Annotated in this window: 22 protein-coding genes and 2 pseudogenes; 8 read left to right on the forward strand and 16 right to left on the reverse strand. The window is 61.9% G+C overall.

Going from position 1 to position 22,540, the window contains the following annotated elements; translation table 11 throughout:
* The first annotated feature begins 253 nt into the window (after positions 1-253).
* Positions 254-1,207 (forward strand): putative sodium/potassium/calcium exchanger, encoded by a 954-nt coding sequence (locus DP107_RS07200; protein WP_144261468.1) that lies wholly within the window; start codon positions 254-256, stop codon positions 1,205-1,207.
* Positions 1,208-1,400: 193 nt separating this feature from the next.
* On the opposite strand, the gene DP107_RS07205 is transcribed toward DP107_RS07200, so the two are convergent.
* Positions 1,401-2,174 (reverse strand): SDR family NAD(P)-dependent oxidoreductase, encoded by a 774-nt coding sequence (locus DP107_RS07205; RefSeq protein WP_144261620.1) that lies wholly within the window; start codon positions 2,172-2,174, stop codon positions 1,401-1,403.
* Positions 2,175-2,486: 312 nt separating this feature from the next.
* Between DP107_RS07205 and DP107_RS07210 the strand changes: the two genes are divergently transcribed.
* On the forward strand, positions 2,487-4,400 hold the full coding sequence (locus DP107_RS07210; protein ID WP_144261469.1) for a methyl-accepting chemotaxis protein: 1,914 nt from the start codon (positions 2,487-2,489) through the stop codon (positions 4,398-4,400).
* Between the two features lie 445 nt (positions 4,401-4,845).
* Here the strand turns inward: DP107_RS07210 and DP107_RS07215 are convergent, their stop codons facing one another.
* Entirely contained in the window at positions 4,846-5,175 is a 330-nt protein-coding gene (locus tag DP107_RS07215) for a hypothetical protein (RefSeq protein WP_144261470.1), read from the reverse strand.
* Between the two features lie 463 nt (positions 5,176-5,638).
* Between DP107_RS07215 and DP107_RS07220 the strand changes: the two are divergent.
* A pseudogene (locus tag DP107_RS07220) lies at positions 5,639-6,925 on the forward strand (methyl-accepting chemotaxis protein); the annotation flags it as partial.
* A gap of 87 nt (positions 6,926-7,012) precedes the next feature.
* Here the strand turns inward: DP107_RS07220 and DP107_RS20705 are convergent.
* The 11 genes and pseudogenes from DP107_RS20705 to DP107_RS07270 form a co-directional block, all read right to left on the reverse strand.
* Positions 7,013-7,299: pseudogene (locus DP107_RS20705) on the reverse strand (IS4 family transposase); the annotation flags it as partial.
* Positions 7,300-7,480: 181 nt separating this feature from the next.
* A complete protein-coding gene (gene gvpM, locus DP107_RS07225) occupies positions 7,481-7,687 on the reverse strand; it encodes a gas vesicle protein GvpM (protein ID WP_144261472.1) in 207 nt (68 codons plus the stop codon).
* On the reverse strand, positions 7,687-8,541 hold the full coding sequence (gene gvpL / locus DP107_RS07230; protein WP_144261473.1) for a gas vesicle protein GvpL: 855 nt from the start codon (positions 8,539-8,541) through the stop codon (positions 7,687-7,689). The genes gvpM and gvpL overlap by 1 nt, the downstream gene beginning before the upstream one ends.
* Positions 8,538-8,879, reverse strand: a complete 342-nt coding sequence (locus DP107_RS07235) for a gas vesicle protein K (protein WP_144261474.1) — start codon at positions 8,877-8,879, stop codon at positions 8,538-8,540. The genes gvpL and DP107_RS07235 overlap by 4 nt, the downstream gene beginning before the upstream one ends.
* 2 nt (positions 8,880-8,881) lie before the next feature.
* Positions 8,882-9,232 carry a gas vesicle protein GvpJ gene (gvpJ, locus tag DP107_RS21400; RefSeq protein ID WP_144261475.1) on the reverse strand — a complete coding sequence of 117 codons (351 nt, stop codon included), beginning with the start codon at positions 9,230-9,232 and terminating at the stop codon, positions 8,882-8,884.
* Positions 9,225-9,653 carry a protein gvpI gene (locus DP107_RS07245; protein WP_144261476.1) on the reverse strand — a complete coding sequence of 143 codons (429 nt, stop codon included), beginning with the start codon at positions 9,651-9,653 and terminating at the stop codon, positions 9,225-9,227. The genes gvpJ and DP107_RS07245 overlap by 8 nt, the downstream gene beginning before the upstream one ends.
* Entirely contained in the window at positions 9,646-10,215 is a 570-nt protein-coding gene (gene gvpH / locus DP107_RS07250; protein ID WP_144261477.1) for a gas vesicle protein GvpH, read from the reverse strand. The genes DP107_RS07245 and gvpH overlap by 8 nt, the downstream gene beginning before the upstream one ends.
* Positions 10,215-10,466: a gas vesicle protein GvpG gene (gene gvpG, locus DP107_RS07255; protein WP_144261478.1), complete on the reverse strand. Its 252-nt coding sequence runs from the start codon at positions 10,464-10,466 to the stop codon at positions 10,215-10,217. The genes gvpH and gvpG overlap by 1 nt, the downstream gene beginning before the upstream one ends.
* Before the next feature lie 3 nt (positions 10,467-10,469).
* Positions 10,470-11,108 (reverse strand): gas vesicle protein GvpF, encoded by a 639-nt coding sequence (gvpF, locus tag DP107_RS07260; protein WP_144261479.1) that lies wholly within the window; start codon positions 11,106-11,108, stop codon positions 10,470-10,472.
* Complete coding sequence (locus tag DP107_RS07265; RefSeq protein ID WP_144261480.1) at positions 11,101-11,682, reverse strand: PadR family transcriptional regulator; 582 nt, start codon at positions 11,680-11,682, stop codon at positions 11,101-11,103. Before DP107_RS07265 ends, gvpF begins: the two co-directional genes overlap by 8 nt.
* A gap of 1 nt (position 11,683) precedes the next feature.
* Complete coding sequence (locus DP107_RS07270; RefSeq protein ID WP_144261481.1) at positions 11,684-13,213, reverse strand: gas vesicle protein GvpD basic region 2 domain-containing protein; 1,530 nt, start codon at positions 13,211-13,213, stop codon at positions 11,684-11,686.
* A 199-nt stretch (positions 13,214-13,412) separates the two neighbouring features.
* Between DP107_RS07270 and gvpA the strand changes: the two genes are divergently transcribed.
* From gvpA to DP107_RS21105, 4 genes are all read left to right on the forward strand, one after another.
* Positions 13,413-13,643 carry a gas vesicle protein GvpA gene (gene gvpA, locus DP107_RS07275; protein WP_144261482.1) on the forward strand — a complete coding sequence of 77 codons (231 nt, stop codon included), beginning with the start codon at positions 13,413-13,415 and terminating at the stop codon, positions 13,641-13,643.
* 86 nt (positions 13,644-13,729) lie between these two features.
* Positions 13,730-14,878, forward strand: coding sequence for a MucR family transcriptional regulator (locus tag DP107_RS07280; RefSeq protein WP_144261483.1), 1,149 nt, complete (start codon positions 13,730-13,732; stop codon positions 14,876-14,878).
* A complete protein-coding gene (gene gvpN, locus DP107_RS07285; RefSeq protein ID WP_144261484.1) occupies positions 14,875-15,918 on the forward strand; it encodes a gas vesicle protein GvpN in 1,044 nt (347 codons plus the stop codon). The genes DP107_RS07280 and gvpN overlap by 4 nt, the downstream gene beginning before the upstream one ends.
* A gap of 23 nt (positions 15,919-15,941) precedes the next feature.
* A complete protein-coding gene (locus tag DP107_RS21105; RefSeq protein WP_144261485.1) occupies positions 15,942-16,373 on the forward strand; it encodes a gas vesicle protein GvpO in 432 nt (143 codons plus the stop codon).
* 1,365 nt (positions 16,374-17,738) lie between these two features.
* On the opposite strand, the gene DP107_RS07295 is transcribed toward DP107_RS21105, so the two are convergent.
* Positions 17,739-18,089: a hypothetical protein gene (locus tag DP107_RS07295; protein ID WP_144261486.1), complete on the reverse strand. Its 351-nt coding sequence runs from the start codon at positions 18,087-18,089 to the stop codon at positions 17,739-17,741.
* Positions 18,090-18,294: 205 nt separating this feature from the next.
* Here DP107_RS07295 and DP107_RS07300 point away from each other — a divergent pair, with 205 nt between their 5' ends.
* Entirely contained in the window at positions 18,295-18,798 is a 504-nt protein-coding gene (locus tag DP107_RS07300) for a hypothetical protein (RefSeq protein WP_144261487.1), read from the forward strand.
* 26 nt (positions 18,799-18,824) lie between these two features.
* On the opposite strand, the gene DP107_RS07305 is transcribed toward DP107_RS07300, so the two are convergent.
* Both DP107_RS07305 and DP107_RS07310 read right to left on the reverse strand, forming a co-directional pair.
* Positions 18,825-19,862 carry a HAMP domain-containing histidine kinase gene (locus tag DP107_RS07305; protein ID WP_144261488.1) on the reverse strand — a complete coding sequence of 346 codons (1,038 nt, stop codon included), beginning with the start codon at positions 19,860-19,862 and terminating at the stop codon, positions 18,825-18,827.
* Positions 19,863-20,025: 163 nt separating this feature from the next.
* The gene (locus DP107_RS07310; protein ID WP_144261489.1) at positions 20,026-22,464 is read right to left on the reverse strand and encodes a PHB depolymerase family esterase; all 2,439 of its coding nucleotides are present in this window, start codon (positions 22,462-22,464) and stop codon (positions 20,026-20,028) included.
* Positions 22,465-22,540: the final 76 nt, after the last annotated feature.

Genomic DNA, 22,540 nt, shown 5'->3' on the forward strand with positions numbered 1-22,540 from the left:
TGGACGACCGCTCCAGCACGGCCAGGGGATCAGTCTCTGGCTGGTACAGTGGAGTGTCTCAGCCCTGGGCGGGCCCGTCGATTTCGACTCCGACGACGGCGGCACGACCGTCACGGTCAGCTTCCTGCCGCCGACACCTGACCGGCGGCCGCCACGGCGAGTCCCGTACGTGTCGGTGCCGCATGCTCACTTCAAGAGCCGTTCAGGGACGGGACAACCGCAAACCGGGCGTAGCCACACCACATGGATAGCTATGGAATCCGACTCTCGGGTCGCCCTGGTGGGAGCGGCGGTGCTCGTCGTCGCGCTGGCGCTCGCGGCCGCGCCTGCGGCGGCGGACGACGATGACGACGACATCGGTGTCGCGACGGGCGACGGCCGCAACTCGACGATCGACCTGAGCGCCTCGGGCAACCTCAGCGGGCAGAGCGGCTCCGGGAGCATCGACTGCGAGGGCCAGCCCACACACCACGAGTGCGATAAGGGCGGTAGCGCCGACACGTCGGCCGGGTCGGTCGACTACACCGGCGACAACTACGGGAACGACAGCAGCCAGCGCTACGGCGGCGGCGACGAGGTCACCGTCGCGAGCGGCGGCGAGCGGGTGACCGTCGAGTTCGACTGTGCATCGCAGACGACTCCCGGAGGGGACGACTGCACGGTCAACGTCACGTCCTCGCAGGGCGACGCGCCCGGGCCGCTGGGCGAGAGCGACGGCGACGACGAGGACGACGCCGACGACGTGCCCGGGAGCGCCTCCGCCGAGGTCGGCGTTGCCGACGGCGAGGGGCTCAACTCGACGTTGGCCGCCGGCTACGAGGGCGAGACCGAGGATGGGAGCAGCGAGGGTGCGGTCGACTGCGTCGGCCGGCCCACGCATCACTCCTGTGACAAGGGTGGCGAGCTGACCTTCGGCCCGCTCTCGGTCGACTACGTCGGCGACAACTACGCCGACGACGATGACCAGCGCTTCGGCGGCGGCGACCGGTTCGTCGTCGTGGGCGGCGGCCAGCAGCTCCGCGTCGGCTTCGACTGTGCCTTCGACACTAGCCCGTCCGAGGAGACGTGTGACGTCGACATCGGGTCCTCGCAGGGCGACGCGCCCGGACAGGGGCCCGAGGAGGACGACGAACCCGGCGACGAGCGCTCCGAGGCGGGCGAGGAGAACGGCGAGGACGACGAGAACCGGGACGGGAACGCGCGGTAGGCCGGTCGGACGCCCTTCACCGACCGGCGCGCCGTGGACGACCGCCTCCAGCGGCTCCGGACCGGGCGCCGGCGCTCCGGGGCGGAGCCAGCAGAACCCCGGCGAGACGGGCGGAATCGACGCGAACCTCCAGTTCACGACGGACACCCCGCCACAGAGCGAGGTGGCGATCGCGAGCGCGCGTCCGCACGGCTCAGGGGAGGAGCTGCCGCTTCACCACGTCCGGCAGCAGTTCGGAGAGCCCGGCGACCAGCCGCCAGCGGCGTGTGACGAACGCCCTGGCCTTCCGCTTGCGTATCGCCCGGTGGATCTGGCTCGCGGCCGTCTCGGGCGAGCAGATCCAGAACGTCCCGCCCGCGAGGTCGGTGTCGACGAACCCGGGCTCGATGGTCGTCACGTGGACGTCGGCGTCCCGGCTCCGGGCCCGGTAGCGGAGCCCGTCGCAGTAGCCCGAGACGAACGCCTTCGACGCCGGGTACGCCGGCACGTCGCCGACGGACATGTGTGCCGCGACCGAGGAGATGCCGACCAGGTGCCCGTGCCCCTGCTGTTCGAACCGGTCCACCGCGGCCGTCGCGAGGGCGACGAACCCGCGGACGTTCACCTCGACCGCCTGCCGTTCGGTCTCCCACTCCAGTTCCGGGTTCGGGTCGCCGACCCCCGCGCAGAGGACGACCACGTCGACCGCGTCCATCGCGTCGACGAGTTCGTGGAACCCCTCTCGGGCGTCGGCCGTCCCGGTCACGTCCATCCTCGCCACGCAGGCCTGCGTCGGGAGCTGGTCGCCGATGCGTTCCAGTCGCTCGCGCCGGCGGGCGGCCAGCCCGACCTCGTAGCTGTTGTCGGCGAACTCGCGAGCCAGCGCTTCCACGATACCGGAGGAGGCCCCGATGACGATGGCCGAGGGGGTGTCGCTCGTACCCCGGCACTGGCGGGGGCGCGGTGTCGACCCCCCGGAACCAGTCACGGTCGCCCAGTGGCGGCCACCGGGACCCGAACGCCCCGCGTCGACGGCGAGCCCCACGTCCGCGTTCGGCCCTGGAACGGTGTGACGGCAGTGGACGACACGACGGACCGCGCTCCCCGGACCATCACCCGTCGTCACGATCCGACCGTCCTCTCGGCCGTCGCCTCGCCGAGCGTCGATGGACGCGACCCGACCCGTCCGCCGACGCGACCCGGTGTAGGGGCTCACCGGCAACCGCTCTTGACAGCGAGTGCCGACTCACGGTCCGTAACGCGGGATAACTTAAGTAGTCCTCTGGTTGCATGCTTGCTCATGTCCGCCGAGTCGGGACGGTCGGCGCTCGAACGGTACATCGAGAACACGCCGAACGGAACCGAAATCCCGGGGGAGTCGTTCAGAAATCGCCATCGTGGCATCCTGCTGTTCACCACGGCACTCCTCCCGCTCGTGTTCCTCATCAGCCGGATGCGCGGCGTCGAGTCCGTCACCGGGGCCGAACTACCCGCGATTCCGCTCACACACTCGGTCGCCGGCATCGGGCTCATCGCAGCATTGCTCGCGGCCGCTGCGGTTCCGCAGCTACCGCGCCGCGCTCGGTCCGCCCTCAGCGCGGGGGCGTTCATGACCGTCGGTGCCGTCCTCGCCTACTTCACCGGCGGGTTCATCGAGGCGCACTTCCTCTACTTCGTCGGTGTCGGCGTCGTCGCCCTCTACGAGGACTGGGTCCCGTTCGGGATCACCATCGCCTACGTGGCGACGCAACACAGCGTCTTCGGGCTGATAGAGTGGTTCACCGTGTACAACCACCCGGCGGCGATGGCGAACCCCGTCGTCTGGGGCGGGATTCACGCGGTCGGCGTCCTGATGCTGGCGACGTCGATCACGTTCCTCTGGCAGTCGCTGGCGATCCAGCGCCGGCAGGCTCGCCGCAAGATCCAAGAGAAGCTCGACGAGGCGGAGGAGGCGCGAGAGCTGGCCGAGGAGAAACAGGAGGAGGCCGCCAGACAGAAGGAGGAGATGGCGACGCTGAACACCGAGTTGGAGGAGACCGCGGCCGAGTTCCAGTCGACGATGGTCGCGTGCGCCGACGGCGACCTCACCCGGCGGCTGGACGCCGGTACCGACAACGAGGCGATGGCGTCGATCGCGCAGGCGTTCAACGATATGATCGGCGACGTCGAGCGGACGATGGCGGATATCCAGTCGTTCGCCGATACCGTCTCGACTGCCAGTACCGACGTCGCGAGCCGGTCGACGGAGATCAAGCAGTCGAGTATGGACGTCGAGCAGTCCGTCTCGCGAGTCGCCTCGCGTGCCGAGGAGCAGGACGAGCAGCTACAGACCGTCGCCAGCGAGGTCGGCGACCTCTCGGCGACCGTCGAGGAGGTGGCGTCGTCCTCCGAGGAGGTCGCGGCGACGGCCGCCACGGCGGTCGACCGTGGGGAGACCGGCCAGGAGTACGCCCACACGGCCACGGACGAACTGGACGCGATCCGGTCCCAGGCCGACGAGGTAACCGAGGAGATGGCGGCGCTGAACGACCGGATGGACGAGATCAGCGAGATCGTCGGCATGATCAGCAACATCACCGAGCAGACCAATATCCTCGCGCTGAACGCCTCGATCGAGGCCGCAAAGGCGGACACGAACGGCGACGGGTTCGCCGTCGTCGCCGACGAGGTCAAACAGCTGGCAGAGGAGGCCGCCGACGCGACCGCCGAGATCGAGCAGCGGATCGAGTCGGCCCGCACGGTGACCGACGAAACGATGACCAGCATCGAGCGGATGAGCGAGCAGGTCGAGACGGGCACCGAGACGATCGACGAGACGATCTCGATGTTCGACGAGATCGCCGTCGCGATCGAGGAGGCCGAGAACGGTATCGCCGAGATCAGCGAGGCGGCCGATGACCAGGCGGCATCCGCCGAGGAGATCGCATCGATGGTCGACAGCGTGGCAGCGACGAGTCAGTCCACCTCCAGCGAGTCGAGTGACGTCGCGGAGCGGACGGCGAGCCAGGTGGAGTCGCTGGAGAACACGGTCACCGAGGTCGAGGAACTCGCCGACATGGCACGCGAGCTCTCGGAGCAGGTTGCCGTCTTCGATACGGCAGTCGGCGACGAGGCCGGTGAGGCGGCGTCGGCGTCATCGACGGCGGCACAGGCCGACGACGTGGACGTGGTGTCATCGGGACGGCCACCGGCACACACGGACGGCGGGCGCTGAAACCCCCTCCCCGAACGCGCGACCCCCTTACGACCGACGACCTCCGGAACCGTAGTGCCCCCGAGCGGCCGGTCGTCACGAACCCGCCGCTGCCGGTCCCGTACGCGGCACGTGCCCCCGTTCGTCTGTGGTCGGCGCCGATGACGCTGCCCGCATCTCGGCCGCAATGGCTACCCTACAGCCGCTCGCCGGGTACTCCTTGCCGGGCGGCGACCGTGGCCCGTTCGCAGCCGCCACCGAACTGCCGCTCGACTACTGCCCGGGCCGTGACGGACTCGGCCCCTCGCGGTCTCCGTCGGCCGAGGTCCCGCTGCCTAACTGGTCACCGGCCATCGAGGGACCACCGAGGAGACAGGGACCCGTGTGGTGGTCCGACTCGCAGAACCCGGCCACTGAGCTATCAGTTCCGACCGCGTTCGAGGCCGTCCTGTCCTGATGCCCGTGTTCAGGAGGTCCCGATAACGAACAGGTTCCAGCCGGTCACGGTTCCGCCGGTGACGACGAGCGCGAGCGGCAGGGCGACGCGGCCCGGGGTCGGGGCGAGCCGCCAGACGATGAAGAACCCCCCTATGACGACCGTCTTCAGTCCGATCAGGCCCGCCGGCCCGTACGCCTCCAGCGCCGGCCCGGCGACCGGCCCCCCTTCGGCGACACTCGCCGTCGACAGGCCGACCAGGGTCGCCACAGTGTCCCCCACGCCGTACAGGAGCACCGCTGCCACCCAGAGCAGCCCCACGCGCTCGGACAACCAGCCCACCGGACCCTCCTCGCCCATACGTGTGGTCGGTGTGGGACCCGTGATACCGGTTGCGTTCGGCTCACCGTGGCGGCGCTGCAGCAGCCGAAGGTAAGCCCGCTGACCACCTTGAGCGGGAAGGCGCCTGCTACGGAGGTTGGACGGTCCGATTCGGGGTCGCCCGTGGCGTGAGCGTTCGTGGGCGCACCGGTCCGCACGGACGACGCCGTCCGCGAGCAGTGACGACTCCGGACCCGTTTCGGGACTCGAACCACGGCCGCACGGAATCGGCGCTCGAAACCGGGACGTGAGATAAACACCAGCCCGCGCAGGTCCATGCTACATGCGCTTGCTGTCCCCACCTCGTGCACAGGCCGATACCGATATTCTGCGACCGCCGGCCCGGCCCGGCCCCGCTAAGCTGTGTAGCGACGGGGGCGTTCGGAACGGTACGGCCGGAGCGGACGCGGCTGCCGATTCCGCCCCCGACACCCCCGACCCGATGGCGGCCGTCGGGCAGGCCGGCCTGCTCGACGCCCTCGGCATTCCGGCCTTCGTACTGGACCCTCACGGCCACGTGGCCGGGTGGAACGCGGCCATCGAGGCGCTGACGGGGGCTTCCCGCGACGAGGCGCTGGGACACGGACAGGTCTCGGAGCTGTTCTACCCGGACGGCCGACGGACCCGAACCCTGGCCGACAAAGTGGTCGAGGCACCACAGACCGCGGCCGACGCGTTCGACGTCGGCGTCCGGGACCCGACCGTCCCGCGGTACGGGGACACGTCGACGATGCTCGACCAGCACGGCCAGCGGAAACACATCGACTTCACCGCCACCCCGCTGTACGAGGGGAACCGGTTCGTCGGCGTGCTGGAGGTGGTCGTCGACCGCACCGAGGACGTCGATAAACGCGCGGCCGTCGAGTCGCTGGTCGGCGCGGTTCGGGACACGACACGCGACATCGGGAACGGTGATCTCGAGGCCAGGGTCGAACGAGATACCGACTTCGACACGCTCGACGAGGAGCTGCTCGTGCTCGTCGACGAGTTCAACTCGATGGCCGACAGCCTGGCCGACCTGGTCGGCACGGTACGAGCGCAGACCCGGGAGCTGGAGTCGACCGCCGAGGCCACGGCCGAGGCGGCCGAGACCATCTCCGGGACCATCGCCGAGCAGCACGACAGCCTGCAGGACGGCGTCAGCGAGATGCAGTCGTTCTCGGCGGGGATGGAGGAGGTGGCGGCCACGGCCGAGCGGGTCGACCGGGCGGCCGAAACCGCCCGCGAGGCGGCCACGAACGGGCTCGACGCCAGCGAGGACGCCCGCGAGGCCACGACCGAGGTGGTCGACATCGGCGACGAACTGGTCGAGAGCGTCGCCGCCCTGGACGAGACGATGGAGGATATCGAGGAGATCACCGGGATCATCGCCGACGTGGCCGACCGGACGAACCTCCTGGCGCTCAACGCCAACATCGAGACCGCGCGGGCGGGCGAGGACGGCGACGGGTTCGCCGTCGTCGCCGAGGAGGTCAAGAGCCTGGCCGACCAGACCCAGCAACACACCGACCGGATCAGCGATAGCCTGGCGGAGCTCGAACGCCGGACGGACGCGACGGCGGACGCCGCCGCCCGGTCCCACGACCGAATCGAGTCCGCCGAGGACAGCATGGAGGCCGTGTTCGACGCGCTGGCGGCCATCGCCGAGGAGGTCGACGAGGCCGCCGACGGCATCGCCGAGGTCGCCCGCACCACGGACGACCAGGCGGCCCGCATCGAGGAGGTGACGGCCACCCTGGAGACGGCGCTGGAGCAGTCCGCACGGACCGGCGACCGCGCGGCCGATATCGCCGATGCCACCGAGGACCAGGCCGCCCGGGTCAAGCAACTCGCTGAAACCGTGCTCAACGAGGTCGCGGAGATACTCTATAGGAGACGGCGTCAGCCGACGATAGAAGCTGTCGGGAGAGATTGTCATGTTGGCTGTGGAGTTGTAGCTCCGTCTAAACCCCGACGAGTGTTCGGCTCTCGCCCGTGATGAAGCCGAACACGAACACCCAGACGAGGACAGGCATCTGAACTTTGTCCTCTCGCTTGACCGCGCCGGGTTCCTCAGCACTATTCGAGGAACTCGGAGGATAACACTGTGACAGGGCAACAAATAACGCAGAGAGAGAATGTTGTCGTACATGGGCTTGATTTTTTCGTCCTATCATAAAATCATAATACGCCACTCGTGCTGCAATGAGTGGTAAAATGTGGCCAACTCCTTCTGACGAGTAATACTCACTCGTAAATACTTTTCATAATCAGCAGCGAAGGATATCAAACCGTTGTCTCTCTGCTAGTGTTGATGCGCGGCGTCCCAGTCTTTGAATATACCGTAGTGCGTCATTGTTGTCATACCAGCGATTGCAGCCCGGAGACTAATTCCGACCAGCGGAATATCGGCAACTGTCACCATCACATCCGCTTGAACCACGACCCCCTCACGTAATAACACGTCAACAAACTCGACTATGGCGTGCATTTCATTTTTTGCTGGCTCCATTATTCCGCTCCGATATCTGGCGCAAACGTATATGGGGGCCACGGCCCCGTGAATCGAATCTCTACTCCATCCGGTTCAACGATTGTATCTAACCGATTTCCGAGAGCAACTTCCCTGTCCTTATCTGCAAGAACGGCTACCCGTAGGATCTGTTCCCGTTCAGTAGATGAGTGGGTGTCATCAAAGAGTGTGGGACGCGATTCCTGCTCGGCGAGGTCGTTCACGACCGGCGTGATTGTTTCCGCCAATTGTTCTGCGAGGTCTGTCCGTTGATTTTGTTTCAACTCTTGAATGCGCTTCTCATATTGCTTCTCAAGCAGGAATCGTTTCCCTGCACCCGCTTGCTGCTGGCGCTGTTGCAATTCCTGAAGATGGTCATCCTGCTCCGTAATTCGGTCCTCAAACGGGGACGAATCCCACAACAGAGTGATGCGGTACTCCCACATCCCTGCAAACGATTGCAACTCATCATGAATGCTCTCATAATGCGTAACCAGCCAGTCTTCGACACTTGCATTACCACCCTCAAGCACTGTATTAAACCGCATCGGCAACGGTGGCCCGAATACGTCACTCGCCACATCAACCACTTGCTGGTGGGTGACCACCCATTGTTTTAGTTGATCGGCATCGTCTACATCGTGGACTGTCTCACAATTGTGGACAACAGCACCGATTCTGTCAGTTTCAATGATGTAGACCGGATTCTGAGCAATGCCTGTCGTGGAGAGTGTCTCCGTGTCCGAGGCAGTGGTATCAACCACGCAGTACAAATAACGCCCCTGCTGGAGAGGCTGCTCGTCGTCCGTCGCTGTGGTCTGTGCGTCGTCCAGTGATTGGGGGTGATCCGTCATATGTCGTCGCCCTTGCCGTGCGCTGATTGCCAGAGTGAGCCTGTTTCGTGCTCAGACAGCTGGTCAATCGCGTCGCGGACGACGTGGTCCAGATCCTTCTTGAAGTCGGATACGTCGTCGTTGATGTCTTCCTGCTGTTTCAGTCGCTCGAGTTCGTCTTCTAACGCCTGCAATTGCTGCCCCAATTGTTCGATATCCTCATCTGAGAGTGTTCCCGATTCCATCCGACGGACGGCTTCCTGTTCTAGGGCCTCAACCAACAGTTCGATAACAGTTACAACCAGTGCTGTCAGGCCACCTTGGATGTTATTGGCGTCATCATCAAGAGCCAATTCCATATTTACTCACCTCGCTGCGGCGACGAAGATGCCGTCGGCGAGGAGTCATCCGACGGGGAGGTTGTAGATTCGGTCTCTGACGAGGACCCCGTCTCAGCGTCGGACTCGGATGGGTCTGATGAGATATTCGCAGCAGATTCAACGCGCTCCATATCTGTGCCGGTTGGGAATTCGAGTCCGTATTCAGCTGCTGTTTCGAAGGAGGCAATCGCGGCCCGCAACTCAATCCCGAGCAGCTCCGTGTCGCCAACGCTGACGACGACGTCGGCGTTGACGACGACTCCTTTGTCCAACAGCATCTCCAGCATCTCGGCGAGATCGCCCTGCGAGCGCGTCGGCTTTGGGTCACTCATCGGTTTGGTTCCCGTCAGCGTCACGGTCTAACGGAGTCGTGGTGGTATCCGAAGTACCAGAGGATTCCGCGGTGTCGCTTGTTGTTTGCTGGTGGAGACGCCGTCCGTATAACCGTTTGCGGCCTGCCACATCCGAGTATTTCGGGGTCGGCGGGACAGTCGAGTGAGAGTTCCGAGCCGCATTTTCGGCGTTCGTCTTCTGCGGCGGCATCGTCGAGTGTGCCGTTGGATTCTCGACGCCGTCCTCATCACCTGCATCGTCACGTCGGGCTTCCGACCGCTTCCGGTTGCGCTTCCGCCGTTGGGCGAGTTTTTCGCGCTGTTGGAGCAACTTCTGGCGGGCTTTGTCTCGGTTGATTTGGGCTTTGACCCGTGCTTGTTGTGCTTTCTGCTCGTGTTGTTGCTGTTGTTTGTCACTCATTGGTCGTTCCTCTATTTGAGTCCGATTCGCGCGAGACGCGAATTTCGAGTACCTGATTATTGATGATCATATCAGTGATTGTCATTTCGGACTGGTCAAGCGGAATCCGCTTCATCTCGTTCTCATCAATCCAGAGGATCAGAGCTGGCTCATCAGCATCGAGGTCAACATCTACGTCATCCTCGTCAGCCACGCCAGGCAAATCCGCGATTACGACGAGTTCGTCGTCACTCGTCCCCTCACGGGTTTCGATGGATACCGAATCCTCTGTCGCTCGCTGGTGACGCGATCGCCGTTCGGAGTGCGACTGATGCGATGATGACCTCGTAGTCGATGATTGATTATACTGTCCCAGCCCGATGGAAACATCGTAATTGTAATTCACCCGGCTTGTTCCATGGTTAATCTGGCCTGACCCACGGCGGTGGCCTGCTTCCTCCTCTTCGATTTCGGCAAGCATCTTAAGAAGGGTACGCAACTGGTCAAGCAGACCCGTCGGCTCGGCGGATGTATTGTCGCGCTTGCCGTCGGATGTATCGTCGTTGCTTTTATCGGGTGGCATTATTGTTTGATCTCTATGCGGCCGCGCATCTGCTCTTGGATCTGTTGTGCCATTTCGAGTTGTGTCTCAAGCTCTTGCTTGCGCTGCTGGTATTCCTCTTCGGACCGCTCACCAATCTCATAGAGGAGGCGGTTCTCCTTGATATCATCCTGAATTGCGTCGGTATCGTACATTTCATCGACTGCCATCGTGTGCAGGATATCTAGCAGCGAGAGAAACGGCTTTACCAACAGGTCGTCCACGAGGAACATATATTATCCCCCTCCCCGTTGTTCGGCCCCGATATGAATATCCACGAAGTTGTATGGGGGCCACGGACCCGTGTAGTTGATAATCAGCTCGTCGTACTCTGCTCCAATCTCGTCAATCGCGGCATCAAAGACGTCACGTTGGTCGCGGTCCACGAGGTACGACTTATTGACGATTAACCGGTCGGTGAAGAGATCGTTCTCGGTTTCGTTGATGCTCAACTCTGCCAGCCGATCTGTGACCGTTGCTTGGATGCCTTCCTGAGGGGCCGCGCCGTCAGCAGGGGTGAGTATCTTCACCCCGAGTTCAACGGTCCCCTCAATATTGTTGAGCGTACTCCGTAGCGCGCGTCGTGCGCCACGCAACACATGTTTAAGCGTACGCTCGCTTTTGAACGCCATCCCGAAACTCATCGGCACGACGGTGCGCCCACCGTCGTACTCCAGCACGTGTTGAAGGACGGTGTTATGTGCCTCCACGCGCTCATCGGTGCGATCGGGCTCGGTCGTGTCGATGTCGGACACGACAGTGGAGAAATTCTTGTAATCGACCGTGTAAATCCGGTCTGCGCCAGCGACACCTTCTACATCCAATTCGAAATCTTCCTTTTCAATAATGCCGTACGTGTACAGGTTCTCACTCATTGGCCTCACTCCGGTGACATGTGGATTGTGACTGATTGGCGTTGCAGTCGGACAAGAGTGTCTTTAGAACAAGCGAGAACAATAGCAGCTGATCGACTGCGTGGTCTACTCGTGCCAGGGCTGTTTTAGAGTCAGAAAGATAATACATTTTACGCTTGCTCAATCTTTGCATTTCAAGAACATCGTTGTCTGCAAGATCAGTTAAGTGCGGATACACTGTGCCTGGACTCAGGTCCGTCCCAAACAATCGCCGAATATCTTGTAACAGTTCTTTGCCGCACGCGCCCCCCCGCGCAGCGACCAGGAGAATGAGAATCGGGTCGACGTGTTCGGTAACAATCTCGTCATTGATTGTGTGCAGTTGGTCACTGTCAAGCCACTCGTCTCTTATATCAACCGCATCGTCAGTCAGCGGCGTATCCGTGGACCGTTGTGCCGCTCCCTCACCGTACGGCTGGTCTTCGTGAACTGACGTAGCATCGGAGTCGATCACCGATTCGAGATCGGATGCTGTGAGCGAGAGTGTGGCGTTGGCGTCGATGGCCCCGGCGAATCTTTCCAGCAGGTCGTCCATATTAGACCATCTCCGTGAGCGTGACTTTGGGAATCGACTCTGACTGGCTGATGCCGATACCAAGCAGAGGTGTCTGTGGGTTTTCACCATACATGATGACGGCGTCACCGGACCGTTCTAGCCGGAAGTGCATATCGGCAACCCGATCTGATCGTGTGCGAAGTTCGGTGCTTGGCTTGGTAATAAGTATTGCTAAGTCGTTGTGGAGAGCGACATAATTCGCAAAGTCACCCAGCCGAGTTTCGAACGCCTCCTGTGCCGTGTCCATGCTAACCACGTGCAACAACGGATTTTCAGTTTCATTTCGTACCTGCTCAACGTAGGTGATATATGGCTCGTACGCGAGTTGCCCGCCTTCTATAGGAAGGCTAACCCTATCATCAGTTGGATGGGACTGGTCACCTCCCATATCTACACCCGTTGAGCGTGGTCCATCGGTGTTGAATTGATCGTACCGGTCTGCATCGTCAGAGGGGCCAGCGTACGTTTCGAACACATGGCAGTAACTATTGAATACCTGTGCAGGGAGTATCTTATCGAGATCGTTGTGGAGTAAGCCGGGGCTACCCTCCCGAGGCGGGACAACCGCAACACACATTTCCCGAACGAGGAAATTACGAATTGTCGGGAGTGTTAACACGCTCCACGCGTCACGGGACAGATCAGGCCCGAGGTCAAGATGAATGACGCTGCCGCGGTTGTAGCCACCCGAGAGGATACGATCAAGATCACGGATGCCAGTTGAGAACTTCGCCTTCGAATTTGGCAGGGGGTCCCACATGCCATCCCCCGTTACTGCTTGGATAGCTGATAACTTGACCGGCGTGATCGCTTGGAAATTGCCGTCGGCAAGCGTAAACGGCCGTAAGCGGTTACCGATTCGAACACCCCGAAGCTTTTCAAACCGAAGATGTCGATGTGTTCGCCCACGATCGTCTTCTTTGACCTCAAGCGTAACGACACCATCGACAATATACCCAAGTGATGGAGACTCCGCTGTTTCTGACACCAACATCAGACGCATATTCTGTTCGCGGGCAAGAACGACCAGTTGATTCGTTACTGTCTCGATGCTGGGGGAATCGCCGTGGCGCGTCGCTAAGTAATCGTAAATGATTTCCCAGCTATCAAATACGATTGTGAGCTGTGTGGTCGCATCGTTGATGTTTTGTATCCACCTGAGGAGCGAATCCAGATCGAGTTTTTCGAATGGAACGTCTACGTCCAGTGGGAGTTCGAATGGGTCCTGTGAGAGGTCAAGAATCGCGGCCGTGTCAAGTGAGGAGTGGTCCTTGAAGTACATCTCGTGAATCGTCTCCTGGTCAACGCGTGTGGACACGTAGAGGACATCTCCATCTTGTTCCAACACATCAAGACCGCGGATTGTAAACAGGGTCTTTCCCGTGCCTGGTGCGCCATTGATGAGGAGCGTTTGCCCGACATCACCCATAAAAAACTGGCTAATCTCGCGTGGGAACAACGCGAGTCCGGTGTGGTCTGTGGGCAGTTGACCTAAACTGGATGAATTCATTACTTTTTTCCAGTCGGTTGAGGTAGAACACTCATGATGGACGGGTGAGTATTCTCTTACATACCGACTATACAGGCCTTCATTATCTCTCTACTTAAAACCGCGACCCATTACAGGAGATGAAACGAGTGCTGAAACTGTACATACTATTTTATTTCGAGCGAGTAGAGTTTGGGGTGGGTTATATCCCAGATCAACAATGGCGCAGCCAGATTCCTCAAGCTTGGCAGAAGTTCTCGATCGCGTACTGGACAAAGGTATCGTCGTAGATGTGTTCGCTCGCGTGTCGCTTGTCGGCATCGAGATTCTGACCGTCGAGGCGCGGGTCGTCGTCTCCTCGGTGGACACCTTCCTCCACTACGCAGAAGAAATCGCCAAAATCGAACAAGCCGAACTTACCGCCGGCGCCGAGGCGGCTCCTGAGGTCTGACGCACGGACCTCCCTTGGCACGGTGCAAGAGATGTGAGCAGATTGCAAACTATGATTAACACCCTTCTTTGATACACACTAAACACATGAGTGTCACAGACAAACGTGACGAGATGCGTACAGCTCGCGAGGAATTCGCGGAGGCACAGTCCGAATTAGAATCATACGCTGACGAGTTTGCAGCTGATGTCGCGGCACAACAACACGAGGTAGATAACTTCGTTGATGTGATTGGCGACTTCCAGGCGGAGATGACCAGCACAACAGATGCGTTTCACACCTATAATGACGAGTTTGCCACTGAGGTTGACCGGCTCCGTACCGATATTGACGCCCAGCGGGACGTAATCCGTGAATTGCAGGACGCATTCAGGGCGTATGCTGACACCTTCGCTACAGATGTCACAAATAAACAAGATATCGACGATCTCCTAGTTGCGGTTGAGTCGCTTCGAACGGAGATGGACACAACCCAGGAGACGTTTGGCGCATACGCAGACGATTTCGCAGCCGATGTCACTGCGCTCCGTGATATATCTGATTTGATTGCAGCAATCGACGACCTGCGAGAGGAATTCATCGCCGTGTACGACGCGTTTGACGACTACGCTGCTGACTTCGATGCGGAAATCAACCAGTTCCATACCACCATCGCAGACCAACGCGACAGCTTTGACGCGACCACCGACGCCTTCGTAGAGTATCGAGAGGAGTTCTATGGTGAGGAGGTAGGATCGCTAGTTAAGGCGATTGATGACTTCCAGCAGGAAATCAGTGATTTCCGAGCGGAGTTTGAAACGACTGAGGACGCCTTCGCAACCTTCGCCCGTGACTTCTACGGCCACGGGGTCACGGCCGAGGCAGTCGCCGCCGAAGCGGAAGCCGAGTCCCTGTCGGGTGAAACGGACGTAGACGCGGAAGCAGAGGGTCCTCCAGACGAAGCTGGCGGAGAATCCGCCGATACCGAGGGCGAAGTGTCAGCGTCGGTCGAAGTAGAAACGGCGGCTCCGGACGCAGACAGCAATCCTGTAGACGCGACAGACGAAGCTGAAGAAAAAAATGGAGAGGAGGAGACAAAGGAAGAAACGTCGGAAGACATGATTGAATGCCGAGTCTGTGGCGAATATTATCAGGCGATTACGGAGCCCCATCTTCAGACGCACGATATGACGATTCAGGCGTACCGCGACGAATTCGGTGAAGATGTCCCGCTTCGCCCGGGTGACCAGGCATGACAGATGGGTCCCGGAAACGCAAAGTACGCGGTTCCCAGATTCGCTCCTCACACGAGGAGAAGCAACGGCAGCGAACGCAGCACCGGGAGGACAAGAAACTTGAGCGACTCAACAAGCAACATGGCGGCCGTCGTCAGGAGCCACCGACTGACCGTGATGTGAATTTCACCCCTGAGGAACAGTTGTTCATCAAGACGGATGCAATCAAGCAAGTCCAAACGCGGATGGAACGGTGGCTTGATGTTGGGCGTCCTGTCCATGTGATTGGCCCCACCGGCTCTGGAAAGACCTCGCTGGCGATGCATGTCGCACGGGAGCGTGACTGTCCTGTGGTCTGGATCAATGGGGACGCCGAACTCACGACGAGCGACCTCGTCGGCGAATATGCTGAAAAGGAGCGGATCTCGGAACGGGATAAGTTCATACACAACGTCGTCAAAAGCAAAGATATCATCCGAGATCGGTGGGTGGACAATCCGCTGACGCTCGCCGTACAAGAAGGCGCAACGCTCGTTTACAACGAGTTCTCCCGCACCAAGCCGGTAGCGAACAACGTGCTATTGTCGGTCTTCGAGGAAGGTGTGCTTGAGTTGCCGGGAAAACGCGGTGAGTCGCGGTACGTCGATGTCCATCCCGAGTTTCGAGCAATCTTGACATCGAACTCTGTCGAGTATGCTGGTGTCCACGAACCGCAGGACGCGCTGCTTGACCGCCTAATCGGCATCTACATGGATTTCTACGACCTCGAGACAGAAATCGAGATTGTTCAAGCACATGTGGAAGAACCTGGCAGTGCGGAAATCGAACAAATCGTGCGAGTGATGCGCGAACTGCGTGAGGGTCTTGATATCACTGTCGGCACGCGGGCCGCAATCATGGCCGCTGAAGGAGCGACTACCGTTGACACGCTTGACCAGGCGATCTTAGCCGACATCTGCACGGACGTGCTGGCCTCAAAAGTCGCCCAACGGAGTGATGTCCACGACTTACGAAATGATATCGAGACTATATTTGACGAGATGGGAGCCAGCCATTCCTAAGACTTGCTCCATCAGATAGAAGCATGCCAGATCCAGCAAACGACCAATCAGGTCACGACAACGAGAGTGAAAGCACCGAACCACCGTCCTCCTCCGACGGAGAGGAAGCATCAACACCAGTAGACGCCAACGACGGCGGCACCGATCAAGATACGCCGGGCGACGAAGATGTCTCATCACCGTCGAATGAGACACTCACTCTCGTTGCCGCTCAACAACAAGCGGAGCAGGCAGCGGAAGAACTGCTAGACCACCAATTTGAAGGGATTATCAAAGCGGAGACATCGGATAGCGGCGGCTGGCGGACGGTCGTTGAAGTCATTGAACGGAGTGCTATCCCTGATACGCAAGATATCATTGGTCGATACGAGATTATACTTGATGCGGCCGGGAAGGTAACCGGCTATGAACTTCTTGAACGATACCGCCGTAACGAAATGAAAAAAGAGCTGTAGCGGGACAGAGAACACAACAAATATAATTCATCAGCTGACCGTGACAAACCAACAAAAACGATGTTAGAAGACGATGACCGTATTTGATGTTGCTGGAACGCTCATCTACCGCGGCCATGAATTTTATTTATCGATTTTATATAGATAAATAAAATATTGTATTTTGTCTAATATGAATTCGGCCAGCGACCAACCATTCCTCGCAACTCTGAAGAATAAAAGATTGATATGGCAGCACGCTTATATAACAACTTGCTGTTCTCACTGCTCAAGCTGATGTGTTTAAATACTGAGTTCGAACTGCAAACGGTGACGTGCGGATACGAACGGTTATGAATACTTTTAATTGAGCTGGACGTCATATACCCATATATAATCATTAGTGTGCCCCGATCGCGGAAATCGGTTATAAATGGTGCACTCCTCGCCTGCCGAGATGTCCTTGTAATAAATCAAAAAGGCGTCCTAACATACGTCAGATATCCTGTCTGAGCATACTATATACTGGAAGACGGATACGACGATGACATTGATACCGCTAGGTTTGTCACTAATAGAATCAAGGTAAATGCCAAACCCGACCGAATGTAATAATGGCCTGAGAATGGTAATAAGTAATGCTTAATCTGGAAGGTTCGGAATCGAATTGCGCTCAAGCGGGCGTGTGCAAATGGAATATTGGGCTTCGCTCATTCAGAAATGACGGATACAGAGGAACAATTCCCCGCTATTGTTGCTCATCTCGAACAAGAGGGAGATAGTGGTTGGAACTCCCACAGAGATAATTAGCATCCTTACAATCTTGGCGGATATAAGATTCGTTACGCCTGTGAACGTGCAGTACCAAAACATGGCGACTTCTGGGTCGTTTTCGCGATATCGTAAAAAGGCGATTTATATTGCTATATGATGGATAGAAAGCTACCTGTTGCCGCTCAATTATATACCGTATTCCGATTTCATGTCAATTCCACCTCGGAGATTCATCACCTCCGAATAATTCTCAATCGTATACTTGTTTTGATAAGGTTGGGCGAACGTAGCTAAAAGAGAAGATTTCGCTCATCCCCCGAATCATCATAGATTTGGTGGTTCGGGGCGATTCGGCTGCGAACACTACATCCGTCAGTATGAGGGGGTGTAATGGAAAGTTAGTTAATAACGTTATAAAACAATGACTTCCTCGCCTGTAGTTGGTGATTGTAAAGACGAGCCGGAACACAGCACAGGGAACACCTCCGCTCATGCGTGGAAGCAGTCTTGGGCAGAAATATGCCTGAGACCGCAGTAATCAATCGTGTCGCTGGTTCGTTCGACACCCGTTCAGTTACTGTATGTTTGGATGTTCTTTCATTAGCTCATGATTTATTTGACCGCGTACGTCCCACCGCAGACAGGGCCGTCGCCGGTGGGTTCGCCCGCGGGGTGTTCGTCTGTCTCGCGACGGTCATCTGGGCGATCGGCGTGGCCCTCTGGGTCGTCGTTCACCGTCAGGCTCCGCCGACTCGGCGGCTCTCCCTCCATCAGGGTCGACCCGGGAGCGGCGCCGGCGACACGGCGGCCGCGACCGATACCAGTTCGGACGACCCGGACGCCGTCGCCGCGGACGGCGGGCGGGACCGATAGCGACCGCCCTCCGTCCGGCTTCGGCCGCGCGGTCCGACCGCGGTCGGACTCCTCCCCGTCCGGTGGCTCGGCGGCCACCCCGGGGCCCACCGGTCGACACCCGACCGTCGGGGATGCCGATCGACACGGGCCGCCCGCCGCGGTGGGCGCGACGGCCGTCGTAACCACCCCAAGACCCATACCGTCCGATACGGGAACGTCCCGCCGTGGCTGCCCGCATCGCCCTCCGCTCGGCCGGCGTCGGTCCGGCCGCCGCACGGCCGTCGAGAACAGCCTCCCGCCACGAGCACGGGTGATGAGACGACGCGACCTGCTCGCCGGTCTCGGGGCTGCCGGGGTGGCGGGCCTCGCCGGTTGCCTCGACGCGGTGCCGACCGTCGGCGAGACCACGCTCGGCTGGTTCGCCATCTACAACTACTACGAGGCGCGCAGCTATCGGTTCGAGGCCCGCGTCGAGCGCGACGGGGACGTCGTCCACGAGTCCACCCACGAGGTCGCGGCACACGACCCGGAGTCGGAGTCGAACTCACCCCCGAACGCCGTCCTCCCCTGCACCTGGGCGCACGTCCCCGGCGACTACGTCGTCTCCGTCCGCCGCGCCGGCGGGGCGTGGAACCGGTTCGACCTCGTCGCCGGCGCGCTCCGCCCACCCGACTGCGTCGTCGCGTTCGTCAGACACGGGGACGACTTCGGCCCCAGTGACGACCCGCCGGCGTTCGAGTTCGTCCTCGACGAGACCGACTGTGCGGAGGTGGCCCCGGCGCCCGGCGGCTGCGAGGCCGCCGCGGACCCGTCGTGACGCTCCTCGCGTACGGGTCCCCGGGTTCATCGCGAGCGGGGAAGCCGTATCGCGACGCAACTCCCCGGTGCGTCCTCGTCGATGCGAAAGGTCCCGCCGTACGCGTCGACGATCCACTGTGCGACCCACAGGTCGATGTCGCGCGAGTGGTTGAGCTGGGTGATCTCCGTGCCCCCTTCGAGCAGTTCGCGCTCGGTATCGGTGATGTGACCGTCCGGGCTCGCGACGCGTATCTCGATCCCATCGGCGACTGCCTCGGCGGTCAGTGTCACCTCCTGGTCCGCGGTGTCGTCGACGAGGGCGTCGCTCACCAGATAGCCGATCGCCCGTTCCAGCCGCTCCCCGGCCGACACCGACGCGTCCGACGGACACGAGCAGTCGACCGTCACGCTCGCCCGGGTACGGTACTCGTTCGCCACCGACTCGAGGGTCGGCGCGACCGGCGTGGGGGCCGTATCGTCCGCGTCGAACTCCATCGCCCAGTACACCTCGCCGACCTTCTCGTTGAGCGCGGCCAGTGACTCGGCGCGCTGTTCGACCCGCTTCCCACTGGCGGCAGCCGCGTCCAGCGTCCCGCTGCGCTGGATGCCGTCGGCGTGGCTGAGAAGCACCTGCGCTTCGGTGCGGAGGTTGTGCCTGAGGACCTGACTCAACACGTCGAGACGCCGGTTCCGGTCGGCCAACTCGTCGGCCCGGATCTGCCGAACGTCGTTGTAGCCGATGAGGAGGTGCGCGAACGCGCTGACCAGCACGATGTCCGCCGCGGCGAACGCCGGGAGTGCACCGGGGACGTACAGTTCGACCAGCCCGAGTATCAGCCCGAGCACCGCGATACCGAGGAAGTGCCAGCCCCCGATACGGAGCACGCCCCGGGTGGCGATATCACTCCGGTAGAGGAGCACGCTCGCCGCGACGAGTACGGCCCCGAGCACCACCCCGAGCAGTGCGAGTGCGATACCGAAGACCGATCCGCCGCCCGCGAGGAGGAAGCCGAGCGGGAGCCAGCTCCCGGCCACCCCGGCGAGCCCGATAGACCCAGCCGCGAGGCCCCGTGTCGCATCCATGTCCCGAACTCCGACGTCCCCGATGAAAACTCCTCCTACTGGATGCCGACCAGCCGTGACGAGCCGCTCTTGCCCGGGTCATGATACTGGCGGAGCCGGGCGAGACCCCTGCATTCCGAGCCGCGACAGGCGCCGCGCCCGAGCGCCGTCGCGGGAGCGCCCGTCAGTCTGCCTCGCCGGGCTGCTCGGCGGCGCCGGCCTCGGCGGGGTGCGGGTCGACGAGCGGCCCGAGGTCGATGGTGGTGTCGCCCTCGACGACCTCGGCGGTCTCGCGGCCGAACGAGCCGGCGAGCGTGAGCGTCGCGAGCCCGTCGCTCCGGACGATGAGCCGGAGATCCTCGTCCGGTTCGAGCTCGGCCTCCTCGGTCCACAGGGTGACGCCGTCGACGTTCTCCAGCTTGACGTGGAGCTCGTTGGCCGGATCGTGGACGTGCTCGAAGTCGACCCACTTGGTGCCCGTCGTCAGCCGCTGTTGTGGGTCCGAGCCCGTCTCGCTGAAGCTCTCGGGGACCGCCTTGTCGTACCCCTCGGCGAGCGAGTGCGCGTCGACCAGCCCGCCCTCGGAGTCGTCCCGGACGGTGATGTCGCTCACCCAGTAGGCCTTGTCGTGGGCCAGGCCGAGCGCGGGCTCGTCGAACTCGGGGTCCCGGCGGTAGGTCACCCGCGTCGGGTTGCGCTTGACCTCCCCCCGGCCCAGGAACCCGGGGGCGCGGTCCCACTCGTCCCGGACCGCGAGCAGCAGGTGGCCGGCCGCGGGGAACACGTCGAGCTGGTGGCGGTAGCCCTGGCGCTTCAGCTCGCGGGAGTAGTTGACCGGCCCCAGTACCGGCACCAGCCCGTCGACGCCGCCGTTCCACAGCAGCATCGGGATATGCCGGACGTTGTCGCTCAGGTCCATCGCGTTCTCCTGCTGGCTGGTGAACAGGGTGAGGAACTCCCCGCCGCCCCGACCGCCGAGCAGACCCTGCGTCAGCAGCGGCGGCGACCGGAGCAGCCCGTCCGTCGGCCCCTCGACGGGGTCCTCCGAGGGCGGCGCCACCACCGAGAACCCCCGCGCGAACAGGTCGGGGTACTTCGCGCTGAGGATCTGCGTCCCGAACCCGCCCATCGAGTAGCCCGCCACCGTCACGCGGTCGCGGTCGATCTCGTAGCGGGTCTCCAGGTCCCGCCAGGCCTCGAACACGTCCACCTCCCCCTCCTTCCGGTACCAGCGCCCCGGGCCGCGGGCCTGGGGCATCAGCACGATGCCGTCCTGCTCCTCGCCGATGCTCTCGACGAGCCCGGGCATGAAGACGCCGTACTCGTTGTAGTTGCAGCCCAGCGAGTGGAGCAGCAGCGTCATCGGCGCGGGCTCGTCGGGGTCGTGCTCCGGCGGGACGTAGGCGGCGTACGGCTGGATGCGGCCCCAGAACACGTCGTTGTACGGGTCGGTCCCCTGGCGGCCGTAGTCGTAGCGCGAGGGACACAGCATCGTCAGGTGGCCCGTCGTGGGGACGCGACTGTCGTCCAGCCCGGACCGCAGCTTCGCGAAGTCCAGGTCCGTGTGGAACCGGGAGATGTCCCGCTCGGCCAGCGCCCGGGCCTGGCCGTACTCGCGCCAGTTCCCCCGGCCGATGGTGCGGGGGAGCTCCCCGTCCAGCGCGGCCGCCACCTCGTCGACCAGCGAGTCGACGCCGGGAACGGGTGTCAGCCGGCTCAGCGTCCCCGTGAGGAGTCGCGGCAGCCCGCCCGCCAGCACGTTCCGGAGCGCCTGACTCAGCCCCAGCAGGTTGAGCTCCTCCTCCCGGAGCGGCTCCTCGAACCGGAAGCCGACGTTGAACACCGGCGGCGGATGCGAGGAGGGCCGGGCCCCGCCGGGCAGGTCGTCGGTCGGGCTCTCACGGGGCTGTTTGAACCGGTCGGCCTCGGGGTCCCACAGCCCGGTGACGCAGTAGTGGCGCCAGGTGTCGACGCCGGGGTCCAGCGGGACCCGGACCTCGATCTGGTTGCGCTCGACGTCGACGCTGACGCGGTCGTCGGCGAGCCGCTCGCCGTCCAGTTCCGCGCCCGTGCCCCAGGTGACGAGGACGTGGTCGCAGGGGGCGCCGAGGTCGCCCAGCCCGTAGCCCCAGTCGCTCGCCCCGTCGACCGGGCCGCCCGAGGCGGTCGTGTCGATGCCGACCGCGATACCGGTCAGGTCCGGCTCGGCCATGGCGTTGAGCGTGAACCGGTAGACGATCTCGTCGCCCTCGTCGGGGTCCGCGTCGACCCGGGCCCGGAACTCCAGCAGGTCGGCGCAGTTGAACGCGTAGCGGTCGTGGTCGTTGGGGTAGAACAGGTCGCCGGTGGCCGGGGAGAAGCTCCCGTACGCGCTGTTGGTGTTCGAGGGAGCGGCCGACAGCACGGACCGCTGGTCGGCGCCGTGGTCGTCGAAGACGTAGTCCTGGTAGCAGTACTCCCCGTCGTCGTAGGCGGCCGTCCCGCAGACCAGCAGCGGGTCGGCCTCCCACCCGGGCCCGTTCTCCAGCGGCGGCGGGGTCGGGTTCGACCCGTACAGTGCGTCCGGCCCCGGCCGCGGAGACGTGGTCGGCAACTCGCCCGGGTTGCCGTGGTCCTCAGACATACGTCCCGTTGAACGTCCAACAGTAAATCCGTTTAGCCGGAAACCCACCGGCCATTCATACGGAGTCGGCGGTCGG

Origin of the sequence: Haloglomus irregulare (assembly GCF_007421925.1) — an archaeon.
Taxonomy (GTDB): Archaea; Halobacteriota; Halobacteria; order Halobacteriales; family Haloarculaceae; genus Haloglomus; species Haloglomus irregulare.